The following is a 17307-nucleotide window of genomic DNA, read 5'->3' as shown; positions in this document are numbered from 1 at the left end:
TGATTTAACGTACGCTCGTCGTCACAACACGCTGAACTAACTTAAAATCGCCATCACTACGCACTTATCCATTATCTGTCGCGCGGGCGCCATCACAGCACGCTGGCCTAACTTTGGGGCGCCGTTTAAGGCGACCCCAGCTTCAAAGTGCGATCAGGTCTTCAGGCTTCGCGAGCCAACCCTCAAGCTTCGTTCGGTTTCTTCTTCGACCCGCGCTTGGCCTTGGTGGCGGCGGCGATTTTACGGGTTTTCTCAGAGACTTTTTTGCCTTTTTTATCAGTTTTTGCCGATTTTTCAGCAGGCGCATGCTGCTTCTTCTCGCTGCGGAACGCTGAATCTGGCTCGAAGGTGCCCTTTTTACCCGCATCACGACGACGTCTTGCGGGCGGCTTGCCGCCGCGCTTCTCACGTTCGCGCTCGGTTTTACCCTCGCCGCGCGGTACGCGCTTGCTGGAGATGAGCGCAAAGTCGATTTTGCGCTCATCCATGTGCACCGCTTCCACACGCACTTCCACCGTATCGCCTAAACGATAAGTACGGCCACCAGATTCGCCAATCAGACGCTGACCAATCGGATCGAAACGGTAGTAATCGTTGTCCAGCGAAGAGACGTGCACCAGGCCATCGATAAACAGATCGTTGAGACGCACAAAGAAGCCAAAACCGGTCACGCTGGAGATTACGCCGCTAAACACGTTGCCAACCTGATCCTGCATAAAGTCACATTTCAGCCAGTCCGCGACATCACGCGTGGCTTCATCAGCACGGCGTTCGGTCATCGAACAGTGCTGACCGAGCTGCAACATCTGCTGCATATCGTAGTGATAGCCGCCGTTTGGCGTGGTGTTACCTTTCAGCGTGCCCTGCTCTTTCGCCAGCAGGTATTTGATCGCGCGGTGCAGCAGCAGATCAGGGTAGCGGCGAATCGGTGAGGTGAAGTGCGCATAGGACTGCAACGCCAGGCCAAAGTGACCACGGTTTTCAGGATCGTACACCGCTTGCTTCATTGAGCGCAGCAACATGGTTTGCAGCATTTCTGCATCGGGGCGATCGGCTACTTGCTTGAGCAATTCGGCATAGTCGACAGGCTGCGGTTTCGCGCCACCTGGCAGGCTCAAGCCCAGCTCGTTCAATACGGTGCGGAAGCTTTTGATGCTATCTTCGGTTGGACGATCATGATCGCGGAACAGTGACGGTTCCTGATGCTTCTCAACATAACGCGCCGAGGCGATGTTGGCGAGAATCATGCACTCTTCGATCAGCTTGTGCGCATCGTTACGCACGGTACGTTCAACGCGATCAATACGACGCTCCGCATTGAAGATAAATTTGGCCTCTTCCGTTTCGAAGGAGATGCCGCCACGCTGCTCACGTGCGATTTCCAGCTCCTGATACATGTGATGCAGCTCTTCAAGGTGTTTAACCTGTGCTGCATACTGCTCACGCAGCTCGGTATCCCCCTGCAGAATGTTCCACACCTTGGTGTAGGTCAGACGCGCATGGGAGTTCATCACAGCCTCGTAGTGCTTATAGCCAGTGAGTTTGCCGCTGGAAGAGATGGTCATCTCGCATACCATGCAGAGGCGATCAACCTGTGGATTCAGCGAGCACAGTCCGTTGGAGAGGATCTCCGGCAGCATCGGCACCACTTGCGATGGGAAGTAGACCGAGGTGCCGCGTTGATGCGCTTCGTTATCTAACGCTGTGCCTGGGCGCACGTAATAACTGACGTCAGCAATCGCCACCCATAGACGCCAGCCACCACCGCGCTTTTTCTCACAGTAGACGGCATCGTCAAAGTCACGCGCATCTTCACCATCAATGGTAACGAGCGGTAATTCACGCAGATCGACGCGCCCTTTTTTTGCCTCCTCTGGCACCTGCTCTTTCAGTTTCGAAATCTCTTTCTCAACTTCTTCCGGCCAGGTATGTGGGATCTCGTGGGTGCGCAGCGCCATATCGACGGCAAGACCGGTGCCCATGTTATCGCCGAGAATCTCGGTGACCTTACCAATGGCTTTGGTGCGACGGGTTGAGCGCTGGACGATCTCTACAACCACCACCGAGCCCATGCGCGCGCCCTGGGTTTCTTCCTGCGGAATCAGGATGTCGAAGCTCAGGCGGCTGTCATCCGGCACCACAAAACCGGTGCCGGCATCGGTAAAGTAACGGCCAACAATCTGGCTGTTGCGTGGTTCCAGCACGCGCACCACGCGCGCTTCACGGCGACCTTTACGGTCTGCACTACCCGGCTGTGCCAGAATCACATCACCGTGCAGGCAGAATTTCATCTGCTCAGCAGACAGATAGAAATCATCTTTCTGGCCTTCGACGCGCAGGAAGCCATAGCCATCACGGTGACCAATCACTTTACCGCGCAGTAAGTCGAGGCGTTCTGGCAGGGCGTAACATTGACGACGAGTAAACACCAGCTGACCGTCACGCTCCATGGCGCGCAGACGACGGCGCAGCGCTTCAAGCTGCTCTTCGCTGGTGATATTCAATTCCTGGGCAATTTCATCACGATTGATGGGTTTCTCACGCTTTTCTAACAGCGCCAGAATAAATTCGCGGCTTGGAATGGGGTTGTCGTACTTTTCTGCTTCTCTATCCTGGTAAGGATCTTTTGACATTACGGTTCCTCCGATGTCATTTAATTTGGATTGCCACCGGCGGTTCGGACAATAAAATTTGGTACAGTGAATCGTTATCTTTGACCAGATCGGCCAATGTATAGTTATCCAACTCTTTGAGGAATAACTGGACCGCATCGTGCAGCGCCTTGCGCAGACGACAGGCCGGTGTGATGGCACACTCCTCACAGTTCACCAGCTGCAAAGGCTCCATTTTTCTCACTACCTGACCAATGACGATTTTTTCCGGGTCCATGCCTAAACGAATTCCGCCGTTTTTACCGCGTGTCGCGGCGACAAAGCCAGCCCGGCTGAGTTGGTTGATGATTTTAACCATATGGTTACGCGACACCCCGTAGGTATCGGTGACTTCGGTAATGTTGGTCTGCTTACCTTCCGGCAACGTCGCCATGTAAATCAGCGCACGCAGACCATAATCGGTGAAACTCGTTAGCTGCACATATACCTCGGTGAATCATCGGGCGTTAGGGTTATGCGCCGGTCGGCGTGGTATTTAAGTATGATGATAAACCAGAGCGTGGAAGCCGGTGCGTTTTTTCTTAAGCAAGTATCGATAATTGCAAGAAAAAAGAGAGTGAGCGGAGTCAAAGAGCGGATAAACAAAGGCCGGACAGTGTCCGGCCATGTCAGATTATGCGTCGAACGGGTCGCGCAGAATCATGGTCTCACTACGGTCCGGGCCAGTTGAAATAATATCAATCGGCACACCGGTCACTTCTTCTACACGCTTGATGTAGTCACGCGCGGCCTGTGGCAGACCTTCCAGCGTTTTCACACCAAAGGTGGTTTCGCTCCAGCCTGGCATGGTTTCGTAGATTGGCTCAATACCTTCCCAACCTTCCGCTGCCAGTGGCGTGGTGGTCATCTCGCGGCCATCCGGCATGCGATAAGCCACACAGATTTTCACTTCTTTCAGGCCATCCAGCACGTCCAGTTTGGTCATGCAGAAACCTGACAGGGAGTTGATCTGTACTGCGCGACGAACGGCAACCGCATCCAGCCAGCCGGTACGACGACGACGACCGGTGGTCGCGCCAAATTCGTGGCCCTGTGCACACAGGAACTCGCCAGTTTCGTCAAACAGTTCGGTAGGGAATGGACCCGCACCAACACGCGTTGAGTAAGCTTTAACGATACCCAGCACGTAATCAACATAACGTGGGCCAATACCGGAGCCCGTCGCCACGCCACCTGCGGTGGTGTTAGACGAGGTCACATACGGATAAGTACCGTGGTCGATATCCAGCAGCGTACCCTGTGCGCCTTCGAACATGATCAGATCGCCACGCTTGCGCGCACCGTCCAACAGGTCAGAAACGTCAACCACCATGCTGGTCAGAATGTCAGCCACAGCCAACGTATCGCTCAGCACTTTTTCGTAGTCAACCGCATCAGTTTTGTAGTAGTTAACCAGCTGGAAGTTGTAGAAATCGACGATTTCTTTCAGCTTAACGGCGAAGGTTTCTTTATTGAAGAGATCGCTCACGCGCAGACCGCGACGTGCAACTTTATCTTCGTAAGCTGGACCGATACCACGACCGGTGGTACCAATCGCTTTGGCGCCACGCGCTTTTTCGCGCGCCACGTCCATCGCGACGTGATATTGCAGAATCAGTGGACATGCTTCAGAGATCAGCAGACGTTCACGTACCGGCACACCGCGCTCTTCCAGACCTTTCATCTCTTTCATCAGCGCTTCAGGCGACAATACAACACCATTACCAATGATGCTGGTCACGTTATCACGCAGGATGCCAGATGGAATTAAGTGGAGGACGGTTTTTTCACCGTTGATGACAAGTGTATGGCCTGCATTGTGGCCACCCTGGTAACGCACAACGAAATTCGCGCGTTCAGTCAGAAGGTCTACGATCTTACCTTTACCTTCGTCACCCCATTGGGTGCCCAGTACGACGACGTTCTTACCCATTTTTTCAAAATCACCGATTGCTTAAAAATGGATTCTACCATCGGTTTTGCTCACTTTCAGCACTTTTAGCATACGATTGCGCGGTTTTTTGCCCGCGTTTTGATCAATACAACATGTTGGGGGAAACATCGACTGCAAGACACAATTTAGCCGTGCGTTATCGCTCAAATTTAACGCTATGCGCTCGCGTGCACGCTCAGCATGTAATAAATCACCACGCCCGCTACCACTAATCCACCACCAAAACGATGCAGGATGCGATCGGGCAACTGCGCCATAGACAGAATCATGCGGCGCCAGATACGCGGCAGAAACATCGGACCCAGCCCTTCCAGCACCAGTACTAATGCCAGCGCCATCCAGATGGTTGTGTTCATTCTATTTTTCCCAAAAAAAAGGCCGACAACATTGTCGGCCTCAAGGTTATATCAGTTCTTAACGCGCGGTGTTAGTCGGTGCCTTCATAAAGCGGAAGAAATCGCTATCCGGGCTCAACACCATCACATCCTGGTTATCAGAGAAGCTGTTCTCGTAAGCACGCAGGCTGCGGATAAAGGCATAGAAATCAGGATCCTGACCGAAAGCATCTGCAAACAGTTTTGCTGCCTGCGCATCACCTTCACCACGTGAAATCAATGCCTGACGCTGAGCTTCAGCCAAAGTACGTGTGACCTGGTAATCCGCCTGAGCACGCAGTTTTTCAGCCTCTTCCTGACCTTGTGAGCGCTGGCTACGGGCAACCGCTTCACGCTCAGCGCGCATACGGTTGTAGATAGCATCAGACACTTCAGCTGGCAGGTTGATCTGCTTGATGCGTACGTCAACCACCTGAATACCCAGGGCAGCCATACTGTTCGGATTCGGTGCTGGCTCGCTGCTGTTGGTTTCACGCTCTACGCGGGCTGCCGCGCTGGCAATCGCATCATCTGCGGCTGGCGTCTGCACTTCGTCATCACTGCCTGCGGTACCGGTGTTCAACGCATCACGCACGTCGGTGGTCAAACGACCACGTGAATCCGTCACGATGTCTTTCACATCCAGGCGACCCATCTCAGAGCGCAGACGGTCACTAAACTTACGTTTCAGCAGCACTTCAGCCTGAGAAACATCACCACCGCCAGTTGCCAGGTAGTAGCGGCTAAAATCACTGATACGCCACTTGATGTAGGAATCAACGATCAGGTCTTTCTTCTCTTTGGTAACAAAGCGATCGGCCTGGTTGTCCATGGTCTGGATACGTGCATCCAGCGACTTCACAGTTTCAATGAATGGGATCTTGAAATGCAGACCCGGCTCATAAACCTGCGGCTTGTTCTCGCTATCGCGCAGAACTTTACCGAAGCGCAGCACGATACCGCGCTCACCTTCTTGCACCACAAACAGCGATGCGTACAGCGCCACCAGGACGACAATAATTACGGCAATAATTGGCTTACGCATCGATTACTCCCTCCCTGCGCGCTGGGTATCGTTGCGTAACGCATTGGCGCGACGCTGGTCCATGATGCTGCTCGGACTATAAGACGAAGAGTCATCATTGCTGGCACTGCTGCCAGACGAAGGCAGCTTCATCAAATTAGTGTTTTTCTGGCCTGCCTGGCTGCCAGAAATCTGACCACCACGCATCAGTTGATCCAGCGGCAGCACCATCAGGCTGTTACCACGGTCGTTAACCAGGACTTTACGCGTATGGCTCAGCACACGTTCCATACTTTCGATATACAGACGCTCTTTGGTGATTTGCGGTGCGGCTTTATATTCCGGCAGCAGTAAAGCAAAGCGTGCCACTTCACCCTGCGCTTCTAACACCGTGCGCTCTTTGTATGCACGGGCCTCTTCCAGAATACGCTGCGCCTGCCCGTTCGCACGCGGCTGCACTTCATTCGAATAAGCTTCTGCTTCACGCACGTACTGCTCGCGGTTTTCACGTGCGGCGATGGCATCGTCAAACGAGGCCTTCACTTCTTCCGGTGGACGTGCCGCCTGGAAGTTGACGTCAAGCAGGGTAATACCCATGTTGTAAGGACGGATGGTTTCATCCAGCTCACGTTGGGTTTCGCTACGCACCACGGTACGGCCTTCGGTGAGGATACGGTCCATGGTAGAACGACCAATCACCCCGCGCAGTGCACTGTCGGTGGCCTGACGCAAACTGTCGTCAGCGCTGGTGACCGCATACAAATACTGCTCAGGATTGGTTACGCGGTACTGCACGTTCATTTCAACGCGCACCACGTTTTCGTCCGAAGTCAGCATCACGCCAGAGGCGGCCAGTTCACGCACGGCTTCAACGTTAACGGCACGCACCTGATCGATAAAGGTTGGCTTCCAGTTCAGGCCCGGCTCAACCAGATGGCTGAACTTACCAAAACGGGTCACAACGCCACGTTCTGCTTCTTTGATGGTGTAGAAACCGCTGGCAGCCCAGATGACCACTGCGGCTACGGCAACGATGCCAACCAGTTTGCCACCGCTACCGCCGCCGCGCTGGCCATTGTTGTCACTCTGTTTGCCACCGCCCAGTCCGCCGAGTTTTTTACTCAGCTTACGGAAGATATCATCCAGATCAGGAGGCCCCTGATCGCGCCCTCCCTTATTTCCCCCAGAGTTGCCGCCTTGATTATTGCTGCTTCCCCACGGGTCGCGGTCCTGTCCGTTATTTCCGGGCTGATTCCACGCCATGTTTCTACTCCATTTATTGTATTTACGTTTTTTACCCTTCCTCTTTCGAATTGCGGCCCAGAGAAATAATTGCAGCAATTTTCAACAAGTTAGGTAAAGGCGTTAGGGCAATATCAAACAATATAACTGGCTAATGACGGTTCCTGTTTGCACAAACGACGCCAGTCAACGATCGGCATTCGCACATGCATACCTACAGAACCATCATCTTCATTCCATTCTTTCTCAATCGCCTGCAGTTGGTAGAAGCGGCTGCGCAAACGGCCCGCTTCTGGCGGCAGACGTAAATCATACTGCGCAATTTCACCGGCTAAGCGTTCAGATAACGCCTGCCAAAGTAAGGGTAGACCTTCACCGCTCTGAGCAGAAAGCCAGACGCGTGTCGGCTTATTCTCTTCATCACGATCAATACGCGGCACAAAACCGTCCAGCATGTCGATTTTATTCATAATCAACAGCGTGGGAATTTCATCCGATTCGATTTCAGCCAATACTTCATTGACGGCTTCGATGTTGTCATTGACGCGCAAATCGGCGGCGTCAATCACGTGCAGCAATAGCGTCGCCTGACGTGTTTCCTGCAGTGTGGCTTTAAAAGCCGCCACTAAGTCATGCGGTAAATGGCGGATAAACCCTACGGTATCCGCTAAAACCACCTCACCCACGTCTGCCACATTCAGGCGACGCAGTGTCGGATCGAGGGTCGCAAACAGCTGATCGGCCGCATATACATTGGCTGACGTCACCGCATTGAACAGGGTAGATTTGCCGGCGTTGGTGTATCCCACCAGCGAAACGGTCGGCACATCGGCTTTGGCACGTGCTTGTCGGCCCTGTTCGCGCTGCTTCTCCACACGCTCAAGGCGAGAAAGGATGAGACTAATGCGATTACGCAGTAAGCGGCGGTCCGTTTCCAGCTGCGTTTCTCCGGGACCACGCAAACCAATACCGCCTTTTTGGCGCTCAAGGTGCGTCCATCCACGCACCAAACGGGTTGCCATGTGGCGTAACTGTGCCAGCTCGACCTGTAATTTACCCTCATGGGTACGGGCGCGCTGAGCAAAAATATCGAGAATTAAGCCAGTGCGGTCGACAACGCGACATTCACACACTCGCTCGAGATTACGTTCCTGGGCAGGCGATAAGGCATGATCGAATAATACGACCGATGCTCCACTCGCTTTCACCGCATCGGCAATTTCAACTGCCTTTCCTTCACCGACAAAATATTTGGGATGTGGCGCTTTACGGCTGCCAGTAATCACATGCAGCGCTTCGACGCCCGCAGAAGAGACAAGAGTTTCGAACTCCTGCAAATCTTCCAGCTCTTTGTCTTGGGAGAACCAGATGTGTACCAGTACGGCCTGCTCACCGGCATCATAACGGTCAAACAAGCTATAACCTCGCTAAAATAAAATAACCAGGACGGGAAAACGCTTTCGCTCCCCAGCCCTGGCTTCACGGCAGCGCAAAATTATTCTGCGTTATCGCCGTCTTGTTGTGGCTGCGACTGAGCGCCCTGGTTGCTTCCGCTATGGTGGTAATTGCTGCTGCCACCGCTACCGCCCGGGTTGTTGCTATGGTGCGAGACCGGACGAGAAGGAACCACTGTAGAGATGGCGTGCTTGTACACCATCTGGCTAACCGTGTTTTTCAACAGAATGACGAACTGATCAAAGGATTCAATTTGTCCTTGCAGCTTAATACCATTCACCAAATAGATCGAAACCGGTACACGTTCACGACGCAATGCGTTCAAAAACGGGTCTTGTAATGATTGCCCCTTAGCCATTCTATCTTTTCCTTATATGCTTGTTGTTTGTTACTTTAAGAACCGTGGTTCAGAAAAACTGCGTAAAAATTTGCGCACGATAACGGACCAATTGTACACAATCATCCCTGCTACGCACTAACTACCTGAAGCACCGCATTACGGGCTAATTCTGGCTCGTCACTGTCTAACCAATGGACGTTTGGCCAGCCACGTAACCAGGTCATCTGGCGTTTAGCGAGCTGCCGGGTGGCGCAAATTCCCCGATAAACCATTTCGTCGTAATCGATTTCACCAGAGAGATAAGACCACATCTGGCGATAACCTACACAACGAATGGAAGGCATATCCGTATGCAAATCACCTCGTGCAAACAATTCACGAGCCTCCGCTTCAAATCCTGACGCTAGCATCTGGTCGTAACGCAACGCAATGCGTTGATGTATCAGTTCACGATTCGCCGGAGCGATAGCAAACTGGTACACGTCGTAGGGTAACGCTTCGCCGGATGTTTTTGTCAGTTCCGTTAAAGTTTTACCCGAAATAAAAAAAACTTCCAGTGCTCGCGAAAGTCTCTGCGGATCATTCGGATGAATACGACTACCGGCGACCGGATCGATTTCACACAGCTGGCGGTGTAGGGCTTCCCACCCTTTCTCCGCCGCCATTTGCTCTATCCGCTGACGCACCTCGGGATCGGCCGAGGGCAACGGCGACAATCCTTCAAGCAACGCCTTGAAGTAGAGCATGGTTCCACCAACAAGCAACGGAATCTTACCCTTTTGGGTAATCTCCGCCATTTCTGCCAGCGCATCGCGACGAAACTCAGCGGCGGAATACGCTTCCGCCGGATCGCGAATGTCCAGCAAACGATGGGGCGCCAGTGCTAACTCTTCTGCCGACGGTTTCGCCGTGCCAATATCCATCCCGCGATAGATTAAGGCAGAGTCAACGCTGATAAGTTCCACCGGAAGTTGCTGACGCAGCGAAATCGCTAATGCCGTCTTACCGGAGGCGGTAGGCCCCATCAAAAAAATTGCCTTTGGCCGGCTAGCCTGGTTTAGTTCACTCATGCTTCAACGCGTTAATCGCGCTCTCAATCTCAATGGTCTGTAACAGACCTGAAGGCGGCGACTTGAGCAGATGCGGGCATAGCCTTTCCAGCTCTGCCAGCAGTGCAATCGCCTGCGAGTGATTCCAGTGAGCGTGTTCTGCATCATCACGACGTGCCAGCCATTGGGCCAACGCAGATGCAGAAACCTCTTGCTGCCGGGCCAAGTAGCCTAACAGTTCTGGAATCAAGATTTGTAAATTTTGTGTGCGTAACGGTAAAGGGACGGCGCGTAAGGTGACGTGCTGACCTTCTCGTTGTAAATCAATGCCCATCAGCCTCAATAACGCGCCCTGAACATCGATCACATTCAACTCTTCTTTGGCAATTTTCAGCCGGACCGGGATCAGTAAAGGTTGAGGTTTCAAGCCCTCTTCTTCCGGTTGTAACTGGGCCTGTTTCAGCCAGCGTGAGGCCACATTCAGTGACAACAACTGTAATTGATGACCCCGTTCCAGCAGCGCATATTGCTCATGCATCACGCTCAGCACACGACCAAAACTTTGCGCATGTGCAGCCAACGGCGCTTCGCGTGCTTCAGGCTGACGCACGGGAGCCGGTTGCGGCGCGGCGGCGCGAGGGGTTTCGGCCACAGGCGTTTTCATTAACTGCTGGTAGGCGGCACCTTCACGAGCTCGATACACCGGCTCTTTATTCTGCCAACCCGCGTGCGTTCCCGCTGCCGCACCGCCGCTGCTGGAGCTGGTGCTATTGCGTGTTGTGTTCGCCGGTTGCGCAAAATGATTCGCGCCTGCGGCCTGTCGGTTCTCTGGCTGCCACTTTGGCGCAGGCTCTTCCGCATGAGCGATGGGCAACTCTGCGGCACGGCTCGCCTGCAAAGCACTCATGACGCCCTGCCAGATGAAATCATGCACCAGCCGTGACTGGTGAAAACGGACTTCGTGCTTGGCGGGATGAACGTTGACATCAACCTGATGGGGATCGATCTCCAGATACAGCACATAAGCGGGCTGTTGATCTTCCCCCAACTGCGTCTGATACGCCTGCCGAATCGCATGGTTGATCAGCTTGTCACGCATCATGCGGCCATTGACGTAACAATATTGCAGATCCGTCACCTGACGTGACCCGGCGGGATCGGCCACCCATCCACGCAACGCCAAATCGTCATGCTGCCAGTCAATGCGCAGAGCATGTTGCATAAAGGGGGTGCCACAGATAGCGCCAAGACGGCGTTCACGCTGCGCTTCCTGATCCACCGCGCGATACTGGCGAATCATCTTGCCGTTGTGGGTCAGCGAAATTGCCACGTCAAAGCGCGCCAGCGCGATACGGCGAATCACTTCATCGATATGGGTAAATTCGGTCTTCTCAGTGCGCATGAACTTGCGCCGCGCCGGGGTGTTGTAAAACAGATCGAGCACTTCCAGCGACGTCCCGACAGGATGTGCAGCAGGTTTCACCGTGACATCCATATCACGTCCTTCCGCATAGGCTTGCCAGGCTTCGTGTTGATCCGCGGTGCGAGAGGTTAGCGTGAGGCGTGAAACCGAACTGATACTGGCGAGGGCTTCGCCGCGAAAACCGAGGCTCATAATCGCCTCAAGATCATCCAGCGAAGCAATTTTACTGGTGGCATGGCGAGCCAATGCCATGGCCAGTTCGGCTTTGGCGATGCCACAACCGTTATCGCGGATGCGAATCAACTTCGCGCCGCCTTTTTCGATATCAACGTCAATGCGCGTCGCGCCGGCATCAAGACTGTTTTCCACCAGCTCTTTTACGACCGATACCGGGCGCTCAACCACTTCGCCGGCGGCAATCTGGTTCGCCAGCTGCGGCGGTAAAATCTGTATTGGCATGGTGGTGATCCTTTAAGCAGACTGGCGCCGCAGCGCCAGCAATCAGGATTGTGGAATCTTTAAGTTTTGCCCCAGCATCACGTTGCTCGACTTCATATTATTCGCCTGCATGATGGCTTTGGGGCTGACACCATAATGAGCGGCGATCCCAGTGAGTGAATCACCGCGTACCACTTTGTGTCGGGTAGGACGACTCGCAGCGGTCACGCTCACGCCCGATTTTGCCGGGACTTTCAAACGTTGCCCGACCCACACCACATCGCGTTTCAGGCTATTGAGGTCACGCAGAGTTGCCATGCTGACACCGTATTTGGCGGCAATGCCTGACAACGTCTCACCACGCGTCACCGTATGGCGCTGCGTCGCGCCAGTGTATTGCACGGTTCCGGTTGCCGGGTTGCTGGCAACGCTAACCGCTGGTGCGCTGTCCAGCGGCCGGTTTTCCTCCTTTGGGATGGATTGCAGCGGATGCGCGAGGAAATAGTTGCGCAGTCCTTTATAAATCGACTGAGCAATTTTCTCCTGATACGCGCTGCTGCCAAGCAGCCGCTCCTCCGCCGCGTTACTGATAAAGCCAGTCTCAACCAGTAAAGAAGGGATATCCGGGGAACGCAACACGCCTAAGCTGGCATGCTCCGGTAAACGTTTGTGCAACGGCGTCACGCCGCGCAGTTGCTGCAGCACTTTCACCGCGACATCATAGCCAACGCGCTGTGAATGCCCGAATTGCAGATCCAGTACCGCCTGGCTTAAGTAAGGATCAGCCTGGCTGTTTGCCAGTAAATCACCGGCACCGCCCAGCAATTCGGACTGCTTCTCTTTCTGTTCCAGCCAGTTCGCCATTTCGTTATTGGCGCGGCGGTTTGATAACACCCAAACGGATGCGCCGGTCGCCGAATGGTTGGGCGCGGCGTCGGCGTGAATCGATACCAGTAAATTGGCATTCTCTTTTCGCGCCACCTCGGAACGACCCATCACCGAGATAAAGTAATCGCCGTTTCGCGTCAGCACGGGCTTAAACATCGGGTCCTGATCCATCAGCGCTTTCAGTTTGCGCGCAATGGCAATGGTGACGTTCTTCTCGTGCAGGCCATGCTGGCCCGATGCGCCGGGATCCTGACCACCGTGGCCGGCGTCAATCGCCACAATCACCCTGTCATTGCGTGAAACGGCGCCACCCGGACGTACCGTGGTGTTGCTGCTGGTGACGGTGGTCACCGGATTGGCATTAAAGGGATTCGCCGCACTCTCGCTCTGGCGAGCGGTGGTCACCGGTGCGGCAGCAGTGCTGCGTTTTGCCGGTTGCGTACCGCGAATGGTAAACACCACGCGATACTGATTGCCATCACGCTGAGTGGTAGCACGCGTGTGCGCCGCCTGCGTCAGTTCGAACACCAAACGAATACTCTGTTTATCTTTCGGCTGGCTATTGCGAATGCGTTGTACGATGTTTTCGCCGCTAAAGTTCAGCGGTAAGCCCTTAATCGCGCCACTTTGACGAATATCCAGCACCACGCGATTGGGATTATGCAGCGGGAAGAAGCCATATACGGGCTGGCCGTTAAAGCTCAGCGTGACGGTTGCCTGACTGTCGCCGTTTTCGACTTTGATATCTGACAAGCTGGCAGACAACGCCGAAGCAGAAACGAGACAGAGCGCAGCCAGCAGAATCCCTTTCATCCATGAAGTCATGCCGATTCCCTGCCTTGCTGGAACTGGGCCAGCAGCGTTTCACCCACTGCAGAAACCGCGCTGATCTCCGCTTCTCGCGCCGCATCCACGTAACGCAACGTCAATGCCAGATCGGGCTCGGGTAATACGCCAGCGCCCTGCTGCGGCCATTCGACCAGGCACAATGCATCCCCGCTGAAGTAATCGCGGATACCCATAAACTCCAGCTCTTCAGGATCGGCCAGGCGATAAAGATCGAAGTGATACAGCGTGCGTGAGCCGAGTTCGTACGGCTCCACCAGCGTATAGGTTGGGCTTTTGACGTTACCCTGATGGCCAAGCGCCTGCAAAAAGCCGCGGCTAAACGTGGTTTTACCGGCGCCGAGATCGCCATAAAGATAGATCACCAACGCGCTGCTGCAAACGCGGGCAAGTTGCGCACCCAGATTTAGGGTTGCCGCCTCATCGGGCAAAGGGATAACACAGGTTTTCATGCTTTATTGTTGGATCATCTCTGGATTAACAAACTGCCACAGCAGTTCGAACAAATCAGTGGCTAACATGCCGCGCGTACCGCGCTGCCGGGCAACTGCATCAGCTGCTGCACCGTGTGCGACACAGCCCGCGCAGGCTGCCTCAAGTAAAGTCAGTTTCTGGCCTAGCATGGCCGCAATGATACCGCTCAGGACATCGCCCATGCCGCCGGATGCCATCCCCGCATTGCCTACATCCGCAATCGCGATGTCACCTGCCGCGCTGGTCACGATCGTGCCTGCGCCTTTCAGCACCACCACACCGCCGTAACGTTTAGCGAGCGTTTGCGCCGCCTGTAAGCGGTCGCGTTCGACCTCACTGGTCTTCACGCCTAACAGCCGTGCGGCCTCGCCAGGATGCGGAGTAATGATGCGATTCTGACGGTAATCCGGCTTGATTGCCAGCAGGTTAAGCGCATCAGCATCCCAAAGCATCGGCTTTTCACTGGCCGCGACTTTTTTCAGTGCCTTCTGAGCCCACTCACGTTGTCCCAGTCCGGGCCCGATAGCGATCACGTCAGCCCATTGCAGGGCCTGTTCCAGCGTTTCTTCACGTAGCGCATCGACCATGAGCTCCGGCCGAGCGGTCAGAATCGGGCCGATATTATCTTCATGCGTGAGCACGCGCACAAGCCCAGCACCACTGCGCAGCGCCGCTTCCGCCGTCATTCGAATCGCCCCGGCGGTGCCAGTATCCCCTCCCACTACCACTAAACGTCCATGGTCACCTTTGTGCGAAGTGGCTTTTCTTGGTTTCAGCCAGTGCACCAGATCAGCCGCATCGTAGCGTTGAATGGGGGCCGTCTCGCCCGCGAGGAATGTGTTAAGGCCAAGCGCATCACAATGTAAGCGACCCACATGATCGCGAGCTTTGCCGGTCAACAGCCCCGGTTTGAGCACAATCATGCTTAGGGTGTCATCCGCGTTGATGGCATTGCCAGGCGTGGTGCCGGTGGCAGCATCCAATCCCGATGGAATATCGACTGCGAAGATGGGCGCGGCATGTGCATTGGCCAGATCAATCAATTCAGCGTAAGGCGCGGCTGGCGCACGATTGATGCCGGTGCCGAGCAATGCATCGATGATCACATCAATGTTTTGCGGCCATGACGCATCCGGGGCATGTATCACCCCGCCCGCCGCCAGCCAGGCTTCTTGCGCCTGCTGCGCTTCTTCCGGCAAGGGTTGATTACCGCTGCACGCCAGCAATGTGACGCGCAATCCTGCCGCCTGTGCCAGCCGCGCCACCACATAGCCATCGCCCCCGTTATTACCCTGTCCGCACAGAATCAGCCAGTGCTGCGCCTGCGGCCACTGTGCCCGCACTCGCTCATAGCTCGCCTGCCCGGCGCGCAGCATTAATTCGTACAAGGTTAAACCCAGGCTATCCGCCGCATCGCGCTCCAGTTGCCCTATCGCCTGCGCAGGCCAGACAGAGTGTGGTAAACTGCGCGGGTTTGCTTCAATTGCCTGGTTTCTCATGTCATACCCTCTCGATCTTCAACAGCTTGCCCACCAAATTAAACAGTGGGGGCGCGAACTCGGCTTTCAGCAGGTTGGTATTTGCGATACCGATCTTAGCGCTGAAGAGCCCAAATTACAGGATTGGCTGGAGAAGCAGTATCACGGAGAGATGGACTGGATGGCGCGACACGGCATGATGCGTGCGCGTCCCCATGAACTCCTGCCCGGCACACTGCGCGTGATCAGCGTGCGCATGAACTACCTTCCGGCCAAAGCGGCGTTTGCCAGCACCTTAAAAAATCCTCAGCTGGGCTATGTCAGCCGTTATGCGCTGGGCCGCGATTATCACAAAGTATTGCGCAATCGCCTGAAAAAGCTTGGAGAAATGATTCAGGCGCATTGTGGCGAACTCAATTTCCGCCCGTTTGTTGATTCCGCCCCCATCCTTGAACGCCCGATTGCCGCCAAAGCAGGCCTGGGCTGGACCGGCAAACACTCGCTCATTCTCAATCGCGAAGCCGGTTCCTGGTTCTTTCTCGGCGAGTTGCTGATTGATTTGCCGCTGCCCGTCGATCAGCCACAGGAAGAACAGTGCGGTCGCTGCGTCGCCTGCATCACTATTTGCCCGACTTCCGCTATCGTTGAACCTTATGTGGTTGATGCGCGGCGCTGTATTTCCTATCTCACCATCGAACTCGAAGGCGCGATACCGGAAGAGTTCCGCCCGCTGATTGGTAATCGCATCTATGGATGTGACGATTGCCAGCTTATTTGTCCGTGGAATCGTTATGGTCAGTTGACCGATGAAGATGATTTCTCGCCGCGCGCGGTGCTGCACGCGCCGCCGTTGGTGGATCTCTTCAAGTGGGATGAAGCGAAATTCTTGCGAGTCACTGAAGGCTCTGCGATTCGCCGCATCGGCCACTTACGCTGGCTGAGGAACATCGCAGTGGCATTGGGCAATGCGCCCTGGGCAGAAGAAAATCTGGCGGCGTTGCAAATGCGTAGCGGTGAAAACGCCATGCTGGATGAGCATATTGACTGGGCCATCACGCAGCAATTACAGAGGCGTGCGGCACAGAGCGTGGATGTTCAGCCCGCGAAGAAACAGCGCTTAGTGCGCGCCGTCGAGAAAGGCCTGGTCCGTGATGCGTGATTAACCAATCGCGCAGGATAAAATCCTTTTCCACATGCTGTGAATAAAATTATAAAGCCGAATAGTGACGAGGATCATTATATCGTCTACCAAGACTATTCACAGACTGAAATACCTTTAATTCATTAATAATCAATTATTTAAATGATTACTGTAAACATTTAAGTAGAATATTGCGCGCAGGGGCTTGTCCAGAGCTTGTGGATAACTCTGTTCAAAACAGTTTTGCAGATAGGGTAAAACGCCGTCAGTACGTTGCAGGCGCATTGTGGATAACCTGTAAGATAACTGCAACAGACTACAGGCATCGTTGGTGCTAAGGCGGTACGTAAAATTTCCAGAAAGAAAACCAGGCCGCATAAGATCGATAAAGACTGCAGCAGTTTTAAGTCTGATTACGCCCGAGAGCAAATAACATTAGTGAATATGAAAATCTGGAGCGGGAAACGAGACTCGAACTCGCGACCCCGACCTTGGCAAGGTCGTGCTCTACCAACTGAGCTATTCCCGCA

14 protein-coding genes and 1 tRNA gene are annotated in these 17307 nt (G+C 54.3%); 1 reads left to right on the top strand and 14 read right to left on the bottom strand.

Annotated features, from left to right (window positions below; translation table 11 throughout):
- Positions 1-182: 182 nt before the first annotated feature.
- The 13 genes from rnr to nnr form a co-directional block, all read right to left on the bottom strand.
- Positions 183-2633 carry a ribonuclease R gene (rnr, locus tag AC1MDE_RS19225; protein WP_479402283.1) on the bottom strand — a complete coding sequence of 817 codons (2451 nt, stop codon included), beginning with the start codon at positions 2631-2633 and terminating at the stop codon, positions 183-185.
- 16 nt (positions 2634-2649) lie between these two features.
- Positions 2650-3093, bottom strand: a complete 444-nt coding sequence (gene nsrR, locus AC1MDE_RS19220; RefSeq protein WP_034829346.1) for a nitric oxide-sensing transcriptional repressor NsrR — start codon at positions 3091-3093, stop codon at positions 2650-2652.
- Positions 3094-3285: 192 nt separating this feature from the next.
- Positions 3286-4584, bottom strand: coding sequence for an adenylosuccinate synthase (locus tag AC1MDE_RS19215; protein WP_034829348.1), 1299 nt, complete (start codon positions 4582-4584; stop codon positions 3286-3288).
- Between the two features lie 176 nt (positions 4585-4760).
- Positions 4761-4961 carry a DUF2065 domain-containing protein gene (locus AC1MDE_RS19210; protein ID WP_034829350.1) on the bottom strand — a complete coding sequence of 67 codons (201 nt, stop codon included), beginning with the start codon at positions 4959-4961 and terminating at the stop codon, positions 4761-4763.
- A 58-nt stretch (positions 4962-5019) separates the two neighbouring features.
- On the bottom strand, positions 5020-6024 hold the full coding sequence (hflC, locus tag AC1MDE_RS19205; RefSeq protein ID WP_034829352.1) for a protease modulator HflC: 1005 nt from the start codon (positions 6022-6024) through the stop codon (positions 5020-5022).
- 3 nt (positions 6025-6027) lie between these two features.
- Positions 6028-7266 (bottom strand): FtsH protease activity modulator HflK, encoded by a 1239-nt coding sequence (hflK, locus tag AC1MDE_RS19200; protein WP_034829354.1) that lies wholly within the window; start codon positions 7264-7266, stop codon positions 6028-6030.
- A 113-nt stretch (positions 7267-7379) separates the two neighbouring features.
- Positions 7380-8660 carry a ribosome rescue GTPase HflX gene (hflX, locus tag AC1MDE_RS19195; RefSeq protein WP_034829356.1) on the bottom strand — a complete coding sequence of 427 codons (1281 nt, stop codon included), beginning with the start codon at positions 8658-8660 and terminating at the stop codon, positions 7380-7382.
- A gap of 80 nt (positions 8661-8740) precedes the next feature.
- Complete coding sequence (hfq, locus tag AC1MDE_RS19190) at positions 8741-9058, bottom strand: RNA chaperone Hfq (RefSeq protein ID WP_034829366.1); 318 nt, start codon at positions 9056-9058, stop codon at positions 8741-8743.
- A 110-nt stretch (positions 9059-9168) separates the two neighbouring features.
- A complete protein-coding gene (gene miaA / locus AC1MDE_RS19185) occupies positions 9169-10110 on the bottom strand; it encodes a tRNA (adenosine(37)-N6)-dimethylallyltransferase MiaA (RefSeq protein WP_034829369.1) in 942 nt (313 codons plus the stop codon).
- Positions 10103-11971 carry a DNA mismatch repair endonuclease MutL gene (gene mutL, locus AC1MDE_RS19180; protein ID WP_480344986.1) on the bottom strand — a complete coding sequence of 623 codons (1869 nt, stop codon included), beginning with the start codon at positions 11969-11971 and terminating at the stop codon, positions 10103-10105. The genes miaA and mutL overlap by 8 nt, the downstream gene beginning before the upstream one ends.
- A gap of 42 nt (positions 11972-12013) precedes the next feature.
- Positions 12014-13663 (bottom strand): N-acetylmuramoyl-L-alanine amidase AmiB, encoded by a 1650-nt coding sequence (amiB, locus tag AC1MDE_RS19175; protein WP_058959554.1) that lies wholly within the window; start codon positions 13661-13663, stop codon positions 12014-12016.
- Entirely contained in the window at positions 13660-14136 is a 477-nt protein-coding gene (tsaE, locus tag AC1MDE_RS19170) for a tRNA (adenosine(37)-N6)-threonylcarbamoyltransferase complex ATPase subunit type 1 TsaE (RefSeq protein ID WP_034829377.1), read from the bottom strand. The genes amiB and tsaE overlap by 4 nt, the downstream gene beginning before the upstream one ends.
- A 3-nt stretch (positions 14137-14139) precedes the next feature.
- Positions 14140-15657, bottom strand: coding sequence for a bifunctional ADP-dependent NAD(P)H-hydrate dehydratase/NAD(P)H-hydrate epimerase (gene nnr / locus AC1MDE_RS19165; protein WP_479414299.1), 1518 nt, complete (start codon positions 15655-15657; stop codon positions 14140-14142).
- Here nnr and queG point away from each other — a divergent pair.
- Positions 15656-16795 (top strand): tRNA epoxyqueuosine(34) reductase QueG, encoded by a 1140-nt coding sequence (gene queG / locus AC1MDE_RS19160; RefSeq protein WP_097119483.1) that lies wholly within the window; start codon positions 15656-15658, stop codon positions 16793-16795. The two genes, nnr and queG, sit on opposite strands and share 2 nt — an antisense overlap.
- 435 nt (positions 16796-17230) lie before the next feature.
- On the opposite strand, the gene AC1MDE_RS19155 is transcribed toward queG, so the two are convergent.
- Positions 17231-17306: transfer RNA gene (locus tag AC1MDE_RS19155), tRNA-Gly, on the bottom strand.
- Between the last annotated feature and the right edge of the window lies 1 nt (position 17307).

The sequence above is a fragment of the Pantoea folii genome (genome assembly GCF_056678875.1).
This window is presented reverse-complemented; position numbering and strand designations above follow the sequence as displayed.

What these genes read in the sequence shown, in the direction of transcription:
- hfq (WP_034829366.1), bottom strand. Translation starts at nt 9,058, where the DNA reads ATGGCTAAGGGGCAATCATTACAAGACCCGTTTTTGAACGCATTGCGT.
- hflK (WP_034829354.1), bottom strand. Translation starts at nt 7,266, where the DNA reads ATGGCGTGGAATCAGCCCGGAAATAACGGACAGGACCGCGACCCGTGG.
- nnr (WP_479414299.1), bottom strand. Translation starts at nt 15,657, where the DNA reads ATGAGAAACCAGGCAATTGAAGCAAACCCGCGCAGTTTACCACACTCT.
- amiB (WP_058959554.1), bottom strand. Translation starts at nt 13,663, where the DNA reads ATGACTTCATGGATGAAAGGGATTCTGCTGGCTGCGCTCTGTCTCGTT.
- rnr (WP_479402283.1), bottom strand. Translation starts at nt 2,633, where the DNA reads ATGTCAAAAGATCCTTACCAGGATAGAGAAGCAGAAAAGTACGACAAC.
- AC1MDE_RS19210 (WP_034829350.1), bottom strand. Translation starts at nt 4,961, where the DNA reads ATGAACACAACCATCTGGATGGCGCTGGCATTAGTACTGGTGCTGGAA.
- mutL (WP_480344986.1), bottom strand. Translation starts at nt 11,971, where the DNA reads ATGCCAATACAGATTTTACCGCCGCAGCTGGCGAACCAGATTGCCGCC.
- AC1MDE_RS19215 (WP_034829348.1), bottom strand. Translation starts at nt 4,584, where the DNA reads ATGGGTAAGAACGTCGTCGTACTGGGCACCCAATGGGGTGACGAAGGT.
- tsaE (WP_034829377.1), bottom strand. Translation starts at nt 14,136, where the DNA reads ATGAAAACCTGTGTTATCCCTTTGCCCGATGAGGCGGCAACCCTAAAT.
- queG (WP_097119483.1), top strand. Translation starts at nt 15,656, where the DNA reads ATGTCATACCCTCTCGATCTTCAACAGCTTGCCCACCAAATTAAACAG.
- miaA (WP_034829369.1), bottom strand. Translation starts at nt 10,110, where the DNA reads ATGAGTGAACTAAACCAGGCTAGCCGGCCAAAGGCAATTTTTTTGATG.
- hflC (WP_034829352.1), bottom strand. Translation starts at nt 6,024, where the DNA reads ATGCGTAAGCCAATTATTGCCGTAATTATTGTCGTCCTGGTGGCGCTG.